The 20,987-nt window shown below is 45.4% G+C and carries 7 protein-coding genes and 8 pseudogenes; 4 read left to right on the top strand and 11 right to left on the bottom strand.

Translation table 11 applies throughout. The annotated features are described in order from the left end of the window. Positions 1–35: 35 nt before the first annotated feature. The 5 genes and pseudogenes from hldE to AC0L66_RS02825 all read right to left on the bottom strand — a co-directional run bounded on the left by hldE (position 36) and on the right by AC0L66_RS02825 (position 8,132). Positions 36–1,466: a bifunctional D-glycero-beta-D-manno-heptose-7-phosphate kinase/D-glycero-beta-D-manno-heptose 1-phosphate adenylyltransferase HldE gene (gene hldE, locus AC0L66_RS02845; protein WP_265676518.1), complete on the bottom strand. Its 1,431-nt coding sequence runs from the start codon at positions 1,464–1,466 to the stop codon at positions 36–38. 174 nt (positions 1,467–1,640) lie between these two features. Then, complete coding sequence (glnE, locus tag AC0L66_RS02840) at positions 1,641–4,490, bottom strand: bifunctional [glutamate--ammonia ligase]-adenylyl-L-tyrosine phosphorylase/[glutamate--ammonia-ligase] adenylyltransferase (RefSeq protein WP_473569178.1); 2,850 nt, start codon at positions 4,488–4,490, stop codon at positions 1,641–1,643. Positions 4,491–4,561: 71 nt separating this feature from the next. Then, positions 4,562–5,334 (bottom strand): annotated as a pseudogene (locus AC0L66_RS02835) (ABC transporter permease). 1 nt (position 5,335) lies between these two features. After that, a pseudogene (locus AC0L66_RS02830) lies at positions 5,336–6,261 on the bottom strand (ABC transporter ATP-binding protein). A 202-nt stretch (positions 6,262–6,463) separates the two neighbouring features. Beyond that, positions 6,464–8,132: pseudogene (locus AC0L66_RS02825) on the bottom strand (SulP family inorganic anion transporter). 235 nt (positions 8,133–8,367) lie between these two features. Here AC0L66_RS02825 and can point away from each other — a divergent pair. Further along, positions 8,368–9,028: pseudogene (gene can, locus AC0L66_RS02820) on the top strand (carbonate dehydratase). A gap of 88 nt (positions 9,029–9,116) precedes the next feature. Here the strand turns inward: can and hpt are convergent. Then, positions 9,117–9,647, bottom strand: coding sequence for a hypoxanthine phosphoribosyltransferase (gene hpt / locus AC0L66_RS02815; protein ID WP_250617381.1), 531 nt, complete (start codon positions 9,645–9,647; stop codon positions 9,117–9,119). Between the two features lie 518 nt (positions 9,648–10,165). Between hpt and AC0L66_RS02810 the strand changes: the two genes are divergently transcribed. After that, positions 10,166–10,786 carry a LuxR/HapR/OpaR family quorum-sensing transcriptional regulator gene (locus tag AC0L66_RS02810; protein ID WP_265676513.1) on the top strand — a complete coding sequence of 207 codons (621 nt, stop codon included), beginning with the start codon at positions 10,166–10,168 and terminating at the stop codon, positions 10,784–10,786. 117 nt (positions 10,787–10,903) lie between these two features. Here AC0L66_RS02810 and lpdA read toward each other — a convergent pair. The 5 genes and pseudogenes from lpdA to ampD form a co-directional block, all read right to left on the bottom strand. After that, positions 10,904–12,334, bottom strand: a pseudogene (lpdA, locus tag AC0L66_RS02805) (dihydrolipoyl dehydrogenase). 278 nt (positions 12,335–12,612) lie between these two features. Then, positions 12,613–14,523: pseudogene (aceF, locus tag AC0L66_RS02800) on the bottom strand (pyruvate dehydrogenase complex dihydrolipoyllysine-residue acetyltransferase). Positions 14,524–14,549: 26 nt separating this feature from the next. Beyond that, positions 14,550–17,214 (bottom strand): annotated as a pseudogene (gene aceE / locus AC0L66_RS02795) (pyruvate dehydrogenase (acetyl-transferring), homodimeric type). 62 nt (positions 17,215–17,276) lie between these two features. Further along, entirely contained in the window at positions 17,277–18,044 is a 768-nt protein-coding gene (pdhR, locus tag AC0L66_RS02790; protein ID WP_473568332.1) for a pyruvate dehydrogenase complex transcriptional repressor PdhR, read from the bottom strand. A 388-nt stretch (positions 18,045–18,432) separates the two neighbouring features. Further along, positions 18,433–18,973: pseudogene (gene ampD, locus AC0L66_RS02785) on the bottom strand (1,6-anhydro-N-acetylmuramyl-L-alanine amidase AmpD). Between the two features lie 177 nt (positions 18,974–19,150). Between ampD and nadC the strand changes: the two are divergent. Then, positions 19,151–20,041, top strand: coding sequence for a carboxylating nicotinate-nucleotide diphosphorylase (gene nadC, locus AC0L66_RS02780; RefSeq protein WP_265677556.1), 891 nt, complete (start codon positions 19,151–19,153; stop codon positions 20,039–20,041). 499 nt (positions 20,042–20,540) lie between these two features. Further along, on the top strand, positions 20,541–20,987 hold the full coding sequence (locus AC0L66_RS02775) for a pilin (RefSeq protein WP_473568330.1): 447 nt from the start codon (positions 20,541–20,543) through the stop codon (positions 20,985–20,987).

Below are 20,987 nucleotides of genomic sequence, written 5' to 3'. Positions count from 1 at the left end.
TTAATTACAGCGTTCTCTCGTGCTATAGAAAGGGATTAACCCTGACCACCCTTGATCGCTTCGATAATTTCCGTCGTTGAGCAACCATCTTCAAAGTTAAGCACTTTCACTTCGCCACCAGCCGCAATCACTTCGGTTCCGCCAGCGATCTCTTCAGGTTTATAATCGCCGCCTTTAACCAATAAACTCGGCAATACTTCAGCAATTAAACGCTGCGGTGTTTCTTCCGAGAACGGGACAACCCAATCTACCGCACCCAATCCCGCAAGAACGGCCATACGACGATCCGTTGGATTCACAGGGCGACCCGGTCCTTTCAGCGCTCGCACTGATTCGTCGGTGTTCACCGCGACGATTAATCGGTCACCTAGCTCGGCTGCGTGGTTTAAATAAGACACGTGACCGGCATGAAGAATGTCGAAACAGCCATTTGTCATGACCACTTTCTCGCCTTTTGAGCGCGCTTTTTTCACCGCTTCAATCAAAGCCGACTCGCTGATCACGCCATAATCCGTATCCTGACTACCGTGTACCGCTTCAGCTAGCTCAATAGTAGAAAGTGTTGACGTTCCTAGCTTACCCACTACGACACCAGCCGCTGCATTGGCGAGCGCACACGCTTCATCGAGCGGCTTACCTGCTGCAACAGAGGCAGCTAATACCGAGATAACCGTATCTCCAGCACCCGTCACATCAAAGACTTCTTTGGCTTGAGTAGGCAGGTGGAATGGTGCTTCACCACGGCGAAGTAGCGTCATACCATGCTCACTGCGCGTGACAAGTAGCGCTTCAAAGTCAAACTCTTCAATTAACGCGCAGCCTTTTTCTACTAGCTCTTCTTCGTTTTTGACTTTGCCAACAACCGTTTCGAATTCAAGCATATTTGGCGTCAGTAATGTGGCACCACGGTAGCGTTCAAAGTCCGCACCTTTCGGGTCGATAAAGACTGGCACTCCTGCTGACTTAGCTTGTTGAATGTAGGCTTGAACGTGCTCTAGCGCCCCTTTAGCATAATCAGACAGCACCACCGCTTTTACATTAGGCAACGCATTCTGCATTCTTGTCAGCACTAGCTCTGGGTTGGTATTTTCAAATTTATCTTCAAAATCCAAACGGATTAATTGCTGTCCACGGCTAAGTACACGCAGCTTAGTAATGGTTGGGTAGTTCTCTAACTCTACAAAGTCACATTTTACCTTCAAAGACGTCAGTGTATCGGTGAGTACTTTTGCTGGTTCATCTTGTCCGACTAAGCCAATAGTATGGGCGTGGCCACCTAAAGATGCGATGTTCATCGCTACGTTTGCAGCGCCGCCGGGACGTTCTTCATTATTTTCGACTTTAACCACAGGTACTGGAGCTTCAGGAGATATGCGCCCGGTTGGACCATACCAGTATCTGTCCAACATAACATCACCAACAATCAGTACGCCTGAATCGCTGTAATCAGGTAGGATGGGTTTCATTTCTTACTCCAAATAACGACCGCGGCAAGCTACCTCACCACGTTAAATTGTTTTGTATGCGTAATCCCTGACGCATCACTCATGCTCGATTCACAACCGATAGTAGGAACAAGCGTCAGGTTAAAGCTTTGAAAAGATAGTAGCACAACTCCTACTGCCGACACCAAATTCGCGTTATGAGATCATCCACTGTTTCCAAGCTTGAATCACCGCTTCACGCTCAGCAAGAAGCTTGTCCTCGGCGACATCCGCATCCAAATTTAACAGATTACGATGATGAATTTCATCTCGCAGCGTCGTATAGGCTCGAATCAACGTCATTGCCTGCTCTTCTTCCATCACCCCTTGCTTAAGCATGGTTTCAAAGATACGGACATTGTCCGACCAACGAGTCAGCTTTGGTTTATCATGACTAAAACGTAGCACTAAGTACTGAGCCAAGAACTCGATGTCAGTGATCCCGCCGGGATCTTGCTTGAGCATAAACCGTCCCGCTTTCTTTCCTCCAAGATGCGTTCGCATCTTTTCACGCATCTCAACGACTTTGGGTTTCAGTTCCGATTCTTCTCGCGCTTTCGTTAACACATCAACTCGAGTGTTATTGAATGCCTGCTGCAAATCAGCATCGCCATAGATCAAGCGAGTCCGGACTAAAGCTTGATGCTCCCATGTCCATGCATCATTGTGTTGATACTCATCAAAAGCATCGGTCGGGCTGACCAGCAAACCAGACACGCCTGAAGGACGCAGTCGCGTATCCACTTCATATAAAATTCCTGACGCGGTACGCGTTGAAAAAATATGAATGATGCGCTGCGCTAAACGTAGGTAAAACTGGCGACCATCCAGCTCTTTTTTTCCATCGGTGTATACATTAACCGGGCAGTCATGCATAAAGACAATATCCAGATCCGAGTTATAGCCCAACTCCCAGCCACCCACTTTGCCGTAACCAATCACAGCAAAACCTTTACTGCCACGATCTTTAATGTGCGTCGGTTCACCAAACTTTTCGGCCATTTGCTGCCAAGCTTGATTCACACCAGCTTCAACGATCGCTTCAGCCAAATACGTTAAGTGATCACTCACCTTCATTACAGGTAACACACCCGCAATGTCTGCCGCGGCAATACGTAAAATACAAGTTTGCTTAAACTGACGCAGCGCTTCCATTTGCTGCTCCATATCCTCTTCTGGAATACGGGCAAGGTAGTCGCGCAACTCTGTTTTATACGACTCTAATGGCACAGGGTTATAAAGGTGGGAAGGATCTAACAGCTCATCCAGCAAGATCGGATAACGACCTAACTGCTCGGAAATCATTGGACTGGCGGTACATAACCGCACCAGCTGGACTAGTGCGGCTGGGTGCTCATCGAGCAACTCAAGATACGTTGTTCTGGTCACAATGCGGTGCAACACATACAACACTCGAGACAAGCCAAATTCCGCGTCCTTATGAGCATAAATCGCATTGAACACTTTCGGCATGAGGCGGTTTAACACTTCTCGGCCACGCGGCCCCAACGTCTTTTTTGCTAGATCTTTTTTAAACTGGCAGATAATGGTTCGCTTTTGTTCTGCCTCTGCAACGTTCAAATCATGCTCAAGGATATGCTCAACCACTTCAGCATCATGAGCCATGTCCCATAATTCATGAAAGTGTTTTTGTATTGGATTAGGTTCTTCTTCATCGTCTTCACCAATCAAATCACCAAATACGCAATGCACGTTGAGCATATGCTGTGAGGTTGCCTCTAACATCAACTCCCACGAATCAAACCCCATCACAAAGGCCAATTTGATCTGATCATCTTCCTTTTCAGGCAGCGTTTGGGTCTGCTTATCGCCCATGGCTTGCAGTAAGTTTTCTTGGCGGCGCAAAAAGCAGTACGCCTCTCGCAGGTGCGTCACTTCTCTTTGTTCTAGTAATTTCAGCGTTTCAATGGCATCAAGTGTTTCAAGTAAACCTCTGCCTCGTAAACTCGGTTCGCGTCCACCACGAATCAGCTGGAAAACTTGGGCAATAAATTCAACTTCTCGAATGCCACCGGGACCAAGTTTGATATTGTTAGCTAGGCCTCGGCGTCTCACTTCACTGCTGATCATCGACTTCATTCGGCGCAGAGACTGAATCGCGCTAAAATCGATATAACGGCGGAAAACAAACGGGCGCAACATTTGGCGCAGCTCTTGGTACTCTGGGTACATCTCCCGCCCCATGACTCGCGCTTTGATCATGGCATAGCGTTCCCAATCACGACCTTGCTCTTGATAATAATCCTCAAGTGCCGCGTAGCTCATCACTAATGGTCCACTTTCACCAAATGGTCGAAGTCTCATGTCAACGCGATAGCAAAAACCATCAAAAGTTTGCTGATCAAGCGCTTTAATAATGCGCTGTCCTAGGCGAGTAAAAAACTGCGCATTGGCAATAGAGCGTCTTGCGCCCTGTGTTTCACCGTTTTCTGGATAAGTAAAAATCAGGTCAATATCTGAAGAAAAATTCAGCTCACCACCACCGAGTTTACCCATACCAATGATCAACATCGGCTGAGCTTCACCTTCTGCGTTACAAGGCGTGCCCCATTCTTGACAGCAAGCCTGATATTGCCAATTGTAGGTTTCAAATATCATCGCTTCAGCAAGCATAGACAAGTGATGCAGGCTTTCCTCAAGCGACCAATCCCCCACCATGTCACGCCAAGCAATATAGGTCATCTCACGGTTACGAAACCGTCGCAATACCCTGTGACCATCGGTTTCTATGCTGCATTCCGATAAATAAGCATGTAAGTGGTCACGATAAGACTCCGCGCGCTCGCCATGCTCGAGCATCTCAGGAAGCTGCTGGAACAGTGTCTCGTCTTTCAGCAGTGCCTCTTCCACAAACTCACTGACTGACAATACCCGTTGCAATTGCTCATATCGAACAGGCGTCCAATGAGAAATATCTGTATAGCGCTCTTTAATTCGCTCAATAGACTGTTGAGCATGGTGTTGTAATGGTGCTGGCAGTTGCATTCGTCGTCCTTGTCTCGACTCAAAAACAAAAATGGTGGCTAATGCCACCATTTTACTTGTCACGTTGACGCCTAGCTTCTCAGGCCAATGCCTTTTGTCACTAGATGATGTGCTACCCCATAAAGTACCACGATAAACACCAATAGTACGCTAAATGAGGTCACAATCCCGACATCCGAAACACCTAAAAATCCATAGCGGAAGGCGTTAACCATATAAACAATCGGATTGATTTTTGATACGCCCTGCCAAAACTCAGGCAACAAGCTGATGGAATAAAATACCCCACCTAGATAGGTAAGCGGTGTCAAAATAAACGTTGGGATTATAGAAATATCATCGAAGGTTTTTGCGAACACGGCATTAATCAAACCGCCTAAAGCAAACACCACCGATGTCAAAAATACCGTCGCGATAATAATGCCCCAGTGCTGCACTTGCAGATCGACAAAAAACAGGGAAACAAAGGTGACAATAGTGCCGACCAACAGACCGCGCACAACACCGCCCATCACGAATCCTGCGATTATCACATAGTTAGGCACTATAGTGCTACTAACAACTCTTCAATATTTTTCTGGAACTTAGCGCTGAAAAAAGAAGAGGCCACATTGGAATAAGAGTTGGTGATCACCGACATCATAATCAGGCCTGGAACAATATATTCCATATAGCTAAACCCGTTCATTTCGCCAATTCGAGAGCCAATGAGGCTACCAAAAATAATGAAGTACAAGGTCATAGTGATAGCTGGCGGTACCAGTGTTTGTACCCATATACGTGTGAAACGGTTAATTTCTTTCGTGAGTAAGCTCTTAAATGCGGTCCAATAAATTGAATACATATTATTGCTCTCCTTGCTTTGGCTGGCGAACAATAGACACAAACAACTCTTCCAATCGGTTGGCTTTATTTCTCATGGACAACACTTTGATATCAGCTCGACTGAGTTGCTCAAATACATGATTAAGCCCTTGTGTCTTATCTAGCTCGATTTCCAAAGAGCCATTGACGACTTGCTGTGAGTTTACACCCGACAACTCTGGGATCGTTTGGTTGGTCTCAATATCGAGCACAAATGTCTCGACATGAAGCTTATTCAATAATGACTTCATGGAAGTATTTTCAATCAACTCACCACGTTGAATGATCCCGATATTACGACACAACAACTCCGCTTCTTCTAAGTAGTGAGTCGTTAAAATAATCGTAATACCTTGTTTATTAATTTCTTTAAGAAAGTCCCACATAGAGCGACGTAACTCAATGTCGACACCCGCAGTCGGCTCATCAAGAATAAGCAGCTTAGGTTCATGCATTAATGCTCGAGCTATCATCAGACGTCGTTTCATGCCGCCTGATAAATTCCTTGCGCGCTCTTCACGTTTTTCCCATAAATCTAACTGAGTCAGGTACTTTTCGGCACGCTGCTTTGCCACATCACGCGGCACTCCGTAATATCCCGCTTGCTGTAAGACGATTTGTTGCACGGTCTCAAACGGATTAAAGTTGAATTCCTGCGGCACTAACCCGAGTTGCTGCTTTGCCAATTCCAGCTGTTCATCAATGTCATGGCCGAAGACTTTTACCTTGCCCGAGGTTTTATTCACCAAAGAAGTGATGATACCAATCGTGGTCGATTTTCCTGCCCCATTTGGGCCAAGCAAGGCATAAAAGTCGCCCTTTTCAACCGTCAGAGTCACCCCTTTCAGCGCTTCAAAGCCGCGCGAGCATAGGTTTTACGTAACTGTTCTATCTCTAATGCGTACATGTTGTGCACCAATTGTGGTCAGATACTATAATTGGTCGTCAAATAGTTATAATTTGATACTTCCGATTATATCGAATAATAAATAACACCAGTAAACACTGTACCACTCAACATGATGTCGCTTTGGGCTATTTTCAATAGTAAAAGCGACATCATGATTAAATTCCCGCTATTTATTGCACTTATCTGCGATAGAGCTCTGCTACATCGTTAATTGAATGTCTTGTTCAAGTTGATTTGAAGCGGCGCTTAACGCTAATTCACGCGACGGGTACATATTAGTGTTTGGCACTAAATCTAGGATGTGGAATTTTTCAAGCTGCTGTTGGGTCTGCGCATTCGGACACAATAAATACACCTGGCAATGCGCATCCAATGCATCTTTAATGGCGTTCTCCAACGCCAAACCAACCGTCACATCGATCATCGGTACGTCCGTTAAATCGAGGATCATCGCCTCGTAATCGGCAATGCTAGAATGCTGTCTAGAGATCGCTTTGGAGACACTAAATATCATGGGTCCTGACAGATAAAAGAACAATATTTTACCATTGGCCTGATCAAGCAATCGTCGTTCATTGGGCGTCAGCGGTACATCGTCCTCATCGGCATCACTAATCGCCTTAACTTGACGTGCCTGTTCACGGCTTAAACGCTCAATAATGATGATATTAGAAATGAATACCCCTAACCCGACCGCGACAATAAGATCGACAAATACCGTTAATAACATCACCCCATACATGACGGCCATACCTTGAATGCTGACCTTATGGGCGCGCTGAATAAAGCTCCAATCTAAGATATTAAAGCCTACGAATACCGCAATACCCGCTAATACCGCCATCGGGATCGGTTCTGTTAGTCCACCCGCAACCAATACTACAAGCGCCAACACTAATGCACGAACTACCCCAGATAATGGCGAACGCGCCCCAACTTGAATATTGGTGACGGTTCCCATTGTTGCACCTGCACCAGGTAAGGCGCCAAAGAGCCCCGCGACTAAGTTCGCGAGCCCTTGTCCACGTAACTCTTTGTCCGAATCGTGCTCTTTCCTGGTCAATGAGTCGCCAATGACGGCCGTCAACAAGGTGTCAATGCACCCAAGTGTGCCGAGCACTAATGCATCAATCACCATCGTCGTCAGCATATCGGCGTTGATATGTGGCAGCACGATACTTGGCAGTCCTGCGGGAATTTCACCGATTCGACGAATGCTGTCCATATCAAAAAACAGCACCGACAATAGCGTCACGGCCACCAGAGCAACCAGTTGCGGTGGTACGTATTTTTGATACGACTTAGGGAATAAAAACAAAATAGCCAGCGTCAATAGACCTAAGAAAAGCTCAGCGATATCCATATTACTGAGAATATCCGGCACTGCTTGCAGCGTTCCAACGACGCCTCCAGCGGGTGCTGCCTGCCCCAATAGTGGCGCAAACTGAAGAATAATAAGAATGACCCCAATTCCAGACATAAAACCAGAGACGACACTGTAAGGCATTAGCGTCACATACTTACCCAGTTTAAGCGTGCCTAATAGAATCTGAAATGCACCTGCCATCATCACCACAGTAAACGTCATGGCGAGCCCGGTTTCAGGGTACTTAGCCATCATGCTGGTGAGAACGGCGGTCATAATTACCGTCATAGGACTAGGTTGGCTCAGAAATGAGTGTTGAAGAGCCACCAAATAGTGAAGCAAATAACCCCACCATGATTGCCCCCCACAGCCCTGCTTCAGCACCAGCTCCTGATGCAACACCAAATGCTAACGCCAAAGGAAGGGAGATAATCGCGGTAGTGACACCACCAAAAAGGTCGCCTTTGAGGCTTATTTCACGAAAACGATGTGTTAACTGCATATCCATCCTTGTTCAATCACTCGAAAACCGCCGTACGATAGCAAATGTAATAGTGTATGAAGAAGTGTTAGTGGTTAATTCAATTGTTATATCTCATATACAAAATGTCACTTTGTGTATAAGTGGTTGATTTTAGCGACATGAAGACGTCAGATGAGTGCTTTTTGACGTAATTTTTACGGGATTCAAATTGTAACATTGTGTATAGTAATTCGAATCAATTAAGGGAATAACCATGCCAGAAATCAAACAACTCTTTGAAAATAACTCAAAGTGGTCAGAGCAAATAAAAGCAGAGCGCCCAGCGTATTTTGCCAAACTGGAAGAAGGTCAGAACCCGGGCTTTCTTTGGATCGGTTGTTCAGATAGTCGCGTCCCCGCAGAGCGCCTCATGAAGCCTTTATTCTGGCGAACTGTTTGTACACCGCAACGTTGCTAACCAGGTCATTCATACTGACCTTAACTGTCTCTCTGTGGTGCAATACGCCGTAGACGTATTGAAAGTCAAACATATCATTGTTTGTGGCCACTATGGCTGCGGTGGTGTAAATGCCGCGATTGACAACCCACAACTTGGTCTTATCAACAACTGGCTACTGCATATCCGTGATTTATACCTTAAGCACAGAAACTGGCTTGGTGAACTTCCTCGTGAAATGTGGGGAGACAAGCTTTGTGAAATCAATGTGGCTGAGCAAGTGTACAACTTAGGTAACTCTACCGTGATGCAAAATGCTTGGGAACGCGGACAAGAGACCGAAATCCACGGCGTGGTATACGGTATTGGCGATGGCAAGTTGCAAGATCTTGGTGTGCGCTGCTCAAGCCGTGAAACTCTCGAAGTAAACTACCAAGCTGCCATGGCAAAAATTTTAAATAGCGGAATACTGAAGTAAAGCATACGGCAAGTACTCGAACGATCGTCCCCCCTCTGCACTAGAATAAAAATCGCCCACTCTTAACTAGAAGAAGCGGGCGTTTTTACTATTCCTGAGGAACAACTTTACCAATGTAAGGCAGGTGGCGATACTTCTGTGCGTAATCAATACCCACACCGACCACAAACTCATCTGGAATGCCAAAGCCAATCCACTTAACATCAACAGGGACCTCACGGCGAGAAGGCTTATCCAACAACGTACAAATCTGGATAGACTTAGGTTCACGCAATGACAAAATTTCTTTCACCTTAGTTAAGGTATTACCAGTATCAATAATATCTTCAACCAATAAGACATCTTTACCTTTGATGTCGTCATCAAGATCTTTCAAGATACGAACATCACGAGAGCTTTCCATGGTGTTGCCGTAGCTAGACGCGGTCATGAAGTCCACTGAGTGTGTAATATCAATCGCACGGGCTAAATCAGCCATAAATACAAATGAGCCTCTTAACAGGCCAACCATGACCAAATCTTCGCTGCCTTTATAATGCTCAGTAATTTCTTTACCCAAGACTTGAACGCGGTCATGCACTTCTTTCTCGGAAATCATCACTTCAATAGTATGTTTCATATCGATCTCGATTATTGTGGTGTACTCAAACGATGCGATTCTAACCGCTTTGAACTCAGCAAAATCAAACCCTAGGAGCAGAATAAAATGAACTCCACTCTGAAGCAGAGGAGCCTCTCTTAAAGTGGCGGTATGGTAACACTTTCTGTGTTTCGATAAAAATAGCACTCATCCTGATACGACAAACACACGACTGGTCTAAACCAGCCGTGTGTCTTGTTAACGTAACCTGTTGAAAAACTGTTACACTTTCAATAAAAGTGTGATGTGCAGGTAAATACCCACTAATTATCATAATTATCAGTGAATGGGCATTGACCAAATGATATATGCACCATTACACTTATCACTCAATAGAAAAAGCTAAGCAGTATATTTCCAAAATGGAAAAGTGGTTGATTCATGATGCGTAGTCGTCATGCCAAACGACCATCCCAGCATAGGGGCCACTGACTCAGCACAATAATCTGAGCATTTTTAACGTCATATGCTCATACAACGTTGGCAAGGAAAATCAAATGGACTCAATCGTTAAAAGACCAAGAACTCGCCTATCTCCTCAGAAGCGTAAACTGCAGTTGATGGAAATAGCCTTAGAAGTATTTGCAAAACGCGGCATCGGCCGTGGCGGACACGCTGATATTGCAGAAATTGCTCAAGTCTCTGTCGCCACTGTCTTCAATTACTTCCCAACCCGAGAGGATCTTGTCGATGAGGTGCTCAATCACGTCGTCTGTCAATACTCTAACTTCTTATCTAACACCATCGACCTTGATAGTGATATTAAAGACAACCTGACGAACATCTTAGATAAAGTAGTCGATATGGTGATGGAAGATTGTCATTGGAATAAAGTATGGTTCGAATGGAGTACATCTACTCGCGAAGAAGTTTGGCCTTTGTTTATTTCTTCTAACAAGACCAGCCAAGCATTGATTGAAAATATGTTCATCAAAGCGGTTGAGCGCGGTGAAGTGTGCCCACACCATGATCCGAAACATCTTACTAGTTTGTTCCATGGCATTTGTTATTCACTGTTCATTGAAGCTAACCGTAATACGGATAGTGACGGCATTAAGTCTTTAACAGATTGCTATATGGACATGGTATGTATCTATAAAAACGAAGCGAATCACTAGCCTTCGCTCGTTAAATCGTCGCCTAAGCATTATTCAGACATAACGTCTCACGATAAACGTTTAGGCATAAAAAAACCGCTCAGATGAGCGGTTTTTTAGGTGCTTAAGAAATCTTAATTATTTCTTTTTCTTCGCTTTGGCATTTGGAAGGTCAGTGATCGTGCCTTCAAATACTTCTGCTGCAAGACCAACAGATTCATGCAGTGTTGGGTGAGCGTGAATCGTCAATGCGATATCTTCCGCATCACAACCCATCTCGATTGCCAGACCAATTTCACCAAGCAATTCACCACCGTTAGTACCAACAATAGCACCACCGATAACACGGTGCGTGTCTTTATCGAAGATAAGCTTAGTCATGCCGTCAGCACAGTCAGAAGCAATCGCACGACCAGATGCAGCCCACGGGAAGCTTGCTGTTTCGTAGTTTAGACCTTCTGCTTTCGCTTCTTTCTCTGTCTTACCTACCCACGCCACTTCTGGTTCAGTGTAGGCAATCGATGGAATCACTTTCGGGTCAAAGTAGTGTTTCTTACCAGAAATAACTTCTGCCGCTACATGACCTTCATGCACACCTTTATGCGCAAGCATTGGTTGACCAACGATATCGCCAATCGCGTGGATATGAGGCACGTTAGTACGCATTTGCTTATCAACATTGATAAAGCCGCGCTCATCAACTTCAATACCTGCTTTTTCAGCATCAAGCAATTTACCGTTAGGCACTCGACCAATCGCAACAAGAACCGCATCATAACGCTCAGCTTCAGCAGGTGCTTTCTTGCCTTCCATTGAAACGTAGATGCCATCTTCTTTCGCTTCAACTGCGGTTACTTTGGTTTCAAGCATCAAGTTAAACTTGTTTTTGATACGCTTTGTGTAAACCTTAACCATGTCTTTATCAGCTGCTGGGATCAGTTGATCGAACATCTCAACAACGTCAATCTTAGAACCTAGAGAGTGGTATACCGTCGCCATTTCTAGACCAATGATGCCACCGCCCATAATAAGCAGTTTGCCCGGAACTTCTTTAAGCTCTAGTGCATCCGTTGAATCCCAAATACGCGGGTCTTCATGCGGGATGAATGGTAGCTTGATAGGACGAGAACCCGCCGCAACGATCGCGTTGTCAAAGTTGATGGTTGTTTTACCATCTTCGCCATCAACATCGATAGAGTTAGGATACGGTAAATTGGCCTAAACCGTTAACCACTGTCACTTTACGCATCTTAGCCATACCACCAAGACCGCCAGTAAGCTGACCGATTACTTTTTCTTTCCAAAGACGAATCTTGTCGATATCAGTTTGCGGCTCACCAAATACGATACCGTGCTCAGCAAGCGCTTTTGCTTCTTCGATAACTTTAGATACGTGAAGTAGTGCTTTAGATGGGATACAACCCACATTCAAACATACACCACCAAGCGTGCTATAACGTTCGATTAGAACCGTTTCTAGGCCTAAATCGGCGCAACGGAATGCAGCGGAGTAACCAGCAGGACCTAGGCACCAAGTACTACCACTTGGGCTTTAATTTCTTTGCTCATTTTGACCTCTTGTAGTCATTATCCCTAACAGGCTGAGTGGGTATTGATTTCTTATATTGAGACGTTGTTTTAAACAACATTATCTAAAGTATGTTGCTTAAACAATGTAATTCAGACCGCCAACAGTTTACAGAGATGTTAATGGTGTGAAAAGTAAATCAATTTAGCCTGTGAGCTAGACAACAATTCGATTTGTAAAAATTACAGTATCATCAAATTGTCATTGAATTTTGTCAATAAGGGCGGCTGTTTCAGCCGCCCTAGTTTCTATTTATTTGTTACAGTACCAAACGGCGAATATCGCTCAAGCAGCTGTTTAAATAGGTAATGAAGCGTGCACCTTCTGCACCATCGATCACGCGGTGATCGTAGGATAGAGAAAGCGGAAGCTGTAGGCGCGGTTCAAATTCTTTCCCGTTCCATACTGGCTTCATTTCAGATTTAGATACCCCTAAGATACCCACTTCTGGTGCATTAACGATTGGCGTAAATGCAGTACCACCAATGCCACCTAGGCTAGAGATAGTGAAACAACCACCTTGCATATCGGCTGCAGTCAGTTTACCAGAACGTGCTTTCTTAGAAATTACTGCGAGCTCTTCAGATAGCTCGTAAATGCCTTTTTTGTTCACATCTTTAAAGACCGGAACAACCAAACCATTTGGCGTATCAACCGCAATACCAACATTCACGTATTTCTTCAGAATGATGCTCTCACCATCTTCAGATAGTGAAGAGTTAAATGCAGGGAAGGCTTCTAGTGCTTTCGCGACCGCTTTCATGATGAACACAAGAGGTGTGATCTTCATGCCTGTGTCTTTCTTCGCTTCAATCGCATTTTGCTCTTTACGGAATGCTTCAAGCGCCGTGATATCAGCATTATCCCACTGTGTAACATGTGGAATCATTACCCAGTTGCGGTGCAAGTTAGCACCAGAGATCTTCTTGATTTTAGACAGTTTTTGAACTTCCGTCTCACCAAACTTGCTGAAGTCAACTTTTGGCCAAGGTAGTAGGCCAAGTGCTGAACCATCACCGCCTTTACCAGATGCTGCTGCACCAGACTCAAGACGTTTAAGCGCTTCTTTCACGTAAGACTGAACATCTTCTTTCAGAATGCGGCTCTTACGACCTGAACCTTTCACCTTCGACAGGTTAACGCCAAATTCACGAGCAAGACGACGAACAACTGGAGAAGCGTGAGCATAGTCACCGTTCTCTTGGAAGTCGCCAGCTGCTGCTGGTGCTTCTGATTTAGGACGGTCCGCCGATGCGGCCGCCGCCGCCGCTGGAGCGGCTGCTTGTGCAGGCGCTGCAACAGGAGCAGGTGCTGCGCCTTCAACGACAAACGTCATGATTAGAGAGCCAGTTGACACGGTATCGCCAGCTGCAATCTTGATTTCTTTCACTGTACCAGCGAATGGTGCAGGCACTTCCATTGAAGCTTTGTCACCTTCAACAGTAATGAGAGATTGCTCTTCTTCTACTGTATCGCCAACCGCTACCATGATTTCAGTCACTTCGACTTCGTCGCCACCGATATCTGGTACGTTGACTTCTTTCTCCGCAGAAGCGGCTGGTGCCGCGGCAACAGGAGCTGCTGCTGGAGCAGGCGTTGCTGCAACGGGTGCGCCAGAGCCTGCCACTTCAAAACCATCACTAGAGAACCAGTAGACACTGAATCACCAGAAGCGATCTTGATTTCTTTAACGATGCCTGCGAATGGTGCAGGCACTTCCATTGAAGCCTTGTCGCCTTCAACAGTAAGAAGCGATTGCTCTTCTTCTACTGCGTCGCCGATAGCGACCATGATTTCAGTGACTTCAACTTCATCACCGCCAATATCAGGAACGTGAACTTCTTTAAGTTCAGCGGCCGCAGGAGCAGCTGCAACAGGTGCCGCCGCTTCAACTGCTGGCGCAGCCTGGTGCTGCTGCAGCACCTTCCGCAGGAGAGCCTGCCTCTTCAAAGATCATGATAAGAGAGCCAGTAGAAACAGAATCGCCTTCCGCTATTTTGATCTCTTTAACGATACCCGCTTGAGACGCAGGAACTTCCATAGAAGCTTTGTCGCCTTCAACAGTGATCAGTGACTGTTCTTCTTCAACCTTGTCGCCAACGTTAACCAGAATCTCAGTTACTTCAACCTCATCTGCACCGATGTCTGGTACATTAATTTCGATTGTCATTGTATTTTCCTACCTTAATGGAAGTCTTATGCGTATTGCGGGTTAGTTTTTTCAGTGTCGATGCCAAATTTAGCAATCGCTTCTACAACCACTGATTTTTCAACATCACCACGTTTGGCTAGCTCAGTCAGTGCTGCTACTACGACGTAATCCGGCGTTAACTTCGAAGTGACGACGTAGATTTTCACGGCTATCAGAGCGACCGAAACCATCAGTACCCAGTACTTTGTATGATTCGCTTGGCATAAATGCACGTACTTGCTCAGCGTAGTTCTTCATGTAGTCAGTCACTGCGATAGCAGGTTCTTTACCAAGAACGGTTGTGATATACGGGACTTTCTCTTCAGCTTCTGGGTGAAGCATGTTGTCACGCTCTACCGCTTGGCCGTCACGAGTCAGTTCGTTGAACGACGTGACAGAGAAGACATCAGAGGCAACGCCGTACTCTTCGCTTAGAATTTCAGCGGCTTTACGCGCTTCGTTCATGATAGTACCAGAGCTCATTAGCTGAACTTTACCCTTCGTACCAGCGTGAGACTCAAGCTTGTAGATACCTTTACGGATGCCTTCTTCAGCGCCTTCTGGCATTGCTGGCATTGCGTAGTTTTCGTTCATTACAGTTAGGTAGTAGTAAACGTTTTCTTGCTCAGGACCGTACATGCGACGAATACCGTCTTGCATGATTACCGCTAGCTCGTAAGCAAACGTTGGGTCATAAGAGATACAGTTAGGTACCGTGTTCGCCATAATGTGCGAGTGACCGTCTTCGTGCTGTAGACCTTCGCCGTTTAGCGTTGTACGGCCTGCGGTAGCACCTAGTAGGAAGCCACGCGCTTGTTGGTCACCTGCTAGCCATGCCATGTCACCAATACGTTGGAAACCAAACATTGAGTAGTAGATGTAGAACGGGATCATTGGTAGATCGTTGGTGCTGTATGACGTTGCCGCAGCAACCCAAGACGCCATTGAACCTAGCTCGTTGATACCTTCTTGAAGAACTTGACCAGACGTTGCTTCTTTGTAATAAGAAACGATGCCTTTGTCTTCAGGTGTGTATTCTTGACCATGTGGGTTATAGATACCTACCTGACGGAATAGACCTTCCATACCGAATGTACGAGCTTCATCACAGATGATAGGAACAATGTTCTTACCAATGTTCTTATCCTTAAGAAGGATGTTTAGCGTACGTACATAAGCCATAGTAGTAGAGATATCACGCTTCTGTTCACCCAGTAGAGGTGCGAATGCGTCTAGCTCAGGAACCTTGAACTCTTGAGTAAACTTAGGAAGACGTGCTGGCGTGTAACCATGTAGGGCATTACGACGAGCGTGCATGTATTCGTACTCAGGCGTTCCTTCTTCCAATTTCAGGTAAGGAAGTTCAGCGATCTTCTCATCTGAAAGGATGTCTTCCAGGCCTAGGCGATCACGCAGGTGTTGAACATGAGTCATGTCCATTTTCTTAACACCGTGAGCAATGTTCTTACCTTCAGCTGCATCACCCATACCGTAACCTTTAACTGTCTTAGCTAGGATTACCGTTGGCTTGCCACCTGTTTCTTTTGCATTGTTGAATGCAGCAAACAGTTTAGACGAATCGTGACCACCACGCTTAAGCGCAAAGATTTCGTCATCCGTCATATCAGCCACAAGTGCCGCTGTTTCTGGGTACTTACCAAAGAAGTGCTCACGTACGTAGGCGCCATCTTTCGATTTGAATGTCTGGTAGTCACCATCGATAGTTTCGTTCATTAGTTGAAGAAGCTTACCAGTCGTGTCTTTAGCTAGTAGCGAATCCCAGTTGCTACCCCAGATAACTTTAACAACGTTCCAACCTGCACCTTTAAATAGGCCTTCAAGTTCTTGGATGATGCTACCGTTACCCATTACAGGGCCGTCTAGACGCTGCAGGTTACAGTTAATGAGGAAACATAGGTTGTCTAGCTTCTCACGCGCAGCGAAAGAAATAGCACCGCGTGATTCTGGCTCATCCATCTCACCGTCACCTAAGAACGCATATACGCGTTGCGCTGAGGTTTCTTTCAAGCCACGGCCGTCAAGGTACTTAAGGAAGCGCGCTTGATAGATAGCAGAGATCGGGCCAAGACCCATCGATACGGTCGGGAACTGCCAGAACTCAGGCATCAGTTTAGGGTGCGGGTAAGAAGGGATACCTTTACCATCCACTTCTTGACGGAAGTTATCGAGCTGCTCTTCAGTTAGACGACCTTCAACGAATGCACGAGAGTAGATACCTGGAGAGATGTGACCTTGGTAGTAAACTAGATCGCCACCGTCTGTCTCGTTTGGAGCACGGAAGAAGTGGTTGAAACAGACTTCGTAGAACGCTGCTGCTGACTGGTAAGAAGCCATGTGACCACCAAGGTCTAGGTCTTTCTTAGAAGCACGCAATACGATCATGATTGCGTTCCAGCGAATAATCGAACGAATACGACGCTCAAGAGTGACGTCACCAGGGTAAGCGGGCTCTTGTGCTGCTGGGATGGTGTTGATGTAGTTAGTGTTGATACCGGTTGGCATGTCAACACCGTCTAAACGCGCTTTATCTAGAACTTGTTCTAGTAAATATTGTGCGCGTTCTACGCCTTCTTCGCGTACTACTGACTCTAGTGCTTGTAACCAATCTTGAGTTTCTAGAGCATCAACGTCATGCTTCATGTCAGACATGGCGATCTATCCTTTTGTTAGTTAGATTCTACTAAATACTAAACATTTAATGCGTCGTTTTATTACGACTCATTACCCTGCTGAATTCGACGTAGAGAACGCTCTCGGCGTGATTCTTCGCGCGTCAAATCCAACAATGTTTCTTCGATATACGCTAAATGTGAATGAGACATTTCTCGCGCCTTTTCAGGCTGACCAGAAACAATCGCATCTACAATATTAGCTCTATGTTTACTGACTTTCTCCGACACTTCAGTGCGGCGATGTAATAACTTTAAATTCTGTAGAACATTTTGCTCAAGTAGTGGCGCTAAGCTTCGAATAATATGCAATAAAACCACATTATGAGCGGCTTCTGTTAAGGCAATAAGAAAAGCCATAACCGCAGACGCTTCCGCCTCTACGTCACTGTTTTCTTGCACTTCACTGATATTAGCTAAACAACTTTCTATCTGAGCGAAATCTTCTTCTGTACCACGCAACGCTGCAAAATAAGCTGAAATACCTTCCATTGCATGACGCGCTTCTAGCAAGTCAAGCTGAGTTTCATTGTGAGATGAAAGGAGTTCTAGCAAAGGATCTGAAAAACTTTTCCATATATTGTCGCTAACAAACGTACCGCCACCCTGTCTACGGGTCAGCAGGCGCTTTGCTTCCAAGCGCTGAATTGCTTCTCGAATTGAAGGTCGAGAAACATCAAATTGTTTTGCCAGTTCACGTTCAGGAGGCAGTTGTTGCCCCGCTGAAAGCGTTCCTTCGACGATCAACCGCTCAAGTTCCTGTTCGATAACATCCGAAAGTTTGGGCTGACGAATCCTTTGATAAGCCATGGCTATAGTTCTACTTTTCTTATGCAGTCAATTGGTATTACCAATTTCAAGTTGGGCTAAAAATTAACACATTTAAAACGCAAATGTCTAGCTAAAAATTGATTCACATCATAGAAGCGACGGTACATTAACAGCAATGAAACATTTATTGATTAAAACACCAACAGACTTGGTCATACCAATTACATACAAGAAACCTATCGGGCGTTTTTCGTGCTAGAAAAATCATTATAAATCAACAGGTAAGAACGTGATAATTGAGTGAGGGAAGTTGATCGAAATCAAAAAAAGCTTGCAGGATGAGACAAGCTATTTTTAATAATTTAAGTAACAAAATAAATATATCGATGTTGAGGAGGTCTAACCCATTGGTGGTATTAGTATTTAATCATAGCCCTTGTTTGAACCGCACCCAGTCAAAAACCAATCCAGGGTCAGTCTTTCTCAAAGGGGCAATATATTGATGTCCAGTTATCCGCTCAGGGGTAATTTGCGGATAATACGACAAAATAACCTTAGTTAATTCAGCCAAGCTCTGATACTGCTCTGGGCTGTACGGTAAAAAGTCCGTCCCTTCTAGCTCAATCCCAATTGAATAATCATTACATTTATCTCGCCCAGCAAAACTCGACACACCCGCATGCCAAGCACGAGCAGAGAACGGAACAAACTGCACTACCTCGCCGTTACGGCGAATGAGACAATGGGCGGAAACACGCATATTCTCGATGACCTTGAAAAATGGATGAAGGCTCGCGTCCAAGGTGCCTTGGAAAAATGATTCTATATGACCACCACCAAACTGACCTGGCGGTAAACTGATGTTGTGTACCACCAGCAAAGAGATATCTTGCTCATCACTACGGGCATCAAAATGTGGTGATGGCACGCGTCGAGCCGAGTAAATACCAGCCCTGTTCATCAACAATAGGTGCCATGCTTTCACACTGAGTCGTATTGGGGTTTTGCATACTAATGATGTCCATCTGCATAAGGTTCGCTATGATTTTATCCAACAACCAATAAAATGCGAGAATTGATGCTGAAATTACACACAAGCCAGAGTATCATGCCCACTTTGTTCCCCCACATAGATTCCTTAAGCGATGAAAAACACACATAACAGCCAAGAACGCCTTGAGTATTTAAAGCAGCAACTTCCTACTGAAATTACTCGTGCCGTCGCCGATACACTGCGTGAAGACCTGGGTGGAACGCTAGACGCAGGCGCAGACATCACCACCAGCTTGATCCCAGCAGACACACAAAATGTCGCGACTATCATTACTCGTGAACACGGTGTTTTTTGTGGAAAAATGTGGGCGGACGAAGTATTCAAGCAACTTGGTGGTGAAGTGGCCATTGATTGGCATGTTGATGATGGTGATAAAGTTGAGCCCAACCAAGTCCTTTGTACCATGTCAGGCCCGGCTCGCATTCTATTAACTGGCGAACGCAATGCGATGAATTTTATCCAAACACTCTCTGGTTGCGCAACCATTACTGCCCAATACGCTGAAAAAATCGCCCACACACAGTGCCGTTTATTAGACACCCGTAAAACTATTCCAGGTCTGCGTAGCGCACTTAAATACGCGGTCGCCTGTGGCGGTGGTTTGAACCATCGTATTGGGGTTTTTGATGCCTACTTAATTAAAGAAAACCACATCATCGCTTGTGGCGGTATCACCAAAGCCATTACCACAGCTAAGCAATTAAATCCGGGCAAACCCGTTGAAGTCGAAACTGAATCGCTTGAAGAATTGAACCAAGCTATTGAAGCTGGTGCAGACATCATCATGCTGGATAACTTTACTACTGACATGATGCGTGAAGCGGTGAAAATCAACGCAGGCCGCGCTGCACTAGAAAACTCAGGTAACGTCACGATGGACACCATCAAAGAGTTTGCCGAGACAGGCGTAGATTATATTTCTGTTGGCGCGCTGACTAAGCATTTAAAAGCGATGGATTTGTCGATGAGGTTTAAGGGATAGGAGCGGTTTAAGAGCGGGGTCCTAGGTCCTAGAGGAAAATTAAACTGAGCGGAGTCTAATTAGACTTCGCTTTTTTTATGTCTGTGGTCCTGTGGTCCTGTGGTCCTGTGGTCCTGTGGTCCTGTGGTCCTGTGGTCCTGTGGTCCTGTGGTCCTGTGGTCCTGTGGTCCTGTGGTCCTGTGGTCCTGTGGTCCTGTGGTCCTGTGGTCCTGTGGTCCCAGACTACGCTTAATGCTCAACCTGTCAAATAATACTGTTAATTCACTATCCCCATCTAGGAACTAGGAACTGCTCTTCCCCTAAACCATAGGGCCACAGGACCATAGAACCGCTCTTCCTCCACCTACAACCCAAAACTCAACCCCACTCGCAACCTCTCCTGCATACCTTGCAACAAACTCCAAAAATTTCCCAACTCACTCGTAGCTCAATCATTGTGCGCTTTATTGCGTATGGGCTGATACCTACTGTAGCTAAGTATCACTATTCTAAGGACAAGATGATGAGAAAAACGAATAAACAACAAGGCTTTACCTTGATTGAGTTGATGATTGTAGTGGCGGTGATTGGGGTATTGGCGGCAGTTGCTCTTCCTCAGTATCAAAAATATGTGGCAAAAGCTGAAGCTGCATCAGCACTTGCTACCCTTTCTGGTTTAAAAACTAACCTTGAAACACATACACTTGAAAATGGAACTTTTCCAGCGACGGCCTCAGCGTCAATTCCAAGTAGCGTTAGTAATTATATAAAAACCGGAGATATAACCGATGGATCTGGAACGGTTGTTTATGCATTTCCAAATGATTCTTCACCAGCTATAAAAGGCAAAAAAATCGCTCTAAAAAGAGATAATGAAGGCTCTTGGAGTTGCATTAGTACAATCGATAGTGGTGCGGATGAACTACCAAAAAACTGTACAGGTGGGGGAACAATCGGCGTTCAATAA

The sequence above is a fragment of the Vibrio sp. GJ43-1 genome (assembly GCF_055808835.1).
The sequence above is the reverse complement of the archived record's forward strand: the minus strand, read 5'-3'. Positions and strand labels throughout refer to the sequence as shown.

Excerpts from the sequence above, each read along its gene's own strand:
- nadC (WP_265677556.1), top strand. The coding sequence starts at position 19,151 with ATGAAAAACACACATAACAGCCAAGAACGCCTTGAGTATTTAAAGCAG.
- pdhR (WP_473568332.1), bottom strand. The coding sequence starts at position 18,044 with ATGGCTTATCAAAGGATTCGTCAGCCCAAACTTTCGGATGTTATCGAA.
- glnE (WP_473569178.1), bottom strand. The coding sequence starts at position 4,490 with ATGCAACTGCCAGCACCATTACAACACCATGCTCAACAGTCTATTGAG.
- AC0L66_RS02775 (WP_473568330.1), top strand. The coding sequence starts at position 20,541 with ATGATGAGAAAAACGAATAAACAACAAGGCTTTACCTTGATTGAGTTG.
- hpt (WP_250617381.1), bottom strand. The coding sequence starts at position 9,647 with ATGAAACATACTATTGAAGTGATGATTTCCGAGAAAGAAGTGCATGAC.
- hldE (WP_265676518.1), bottom strand. The coding sequence starts at position 1,466 with ATGAAACCCATCCTACCTGATTACAGCGATTCAGGCGTACTGATTGTT.
- AC0L66_RS02810 (WP_265676513.1), top strand. The coding sequence starts at position 10,166 with ATGGACTCAATCGTTAAAAGACCAAGAACTCGCCTATCTCCTCAGAAG.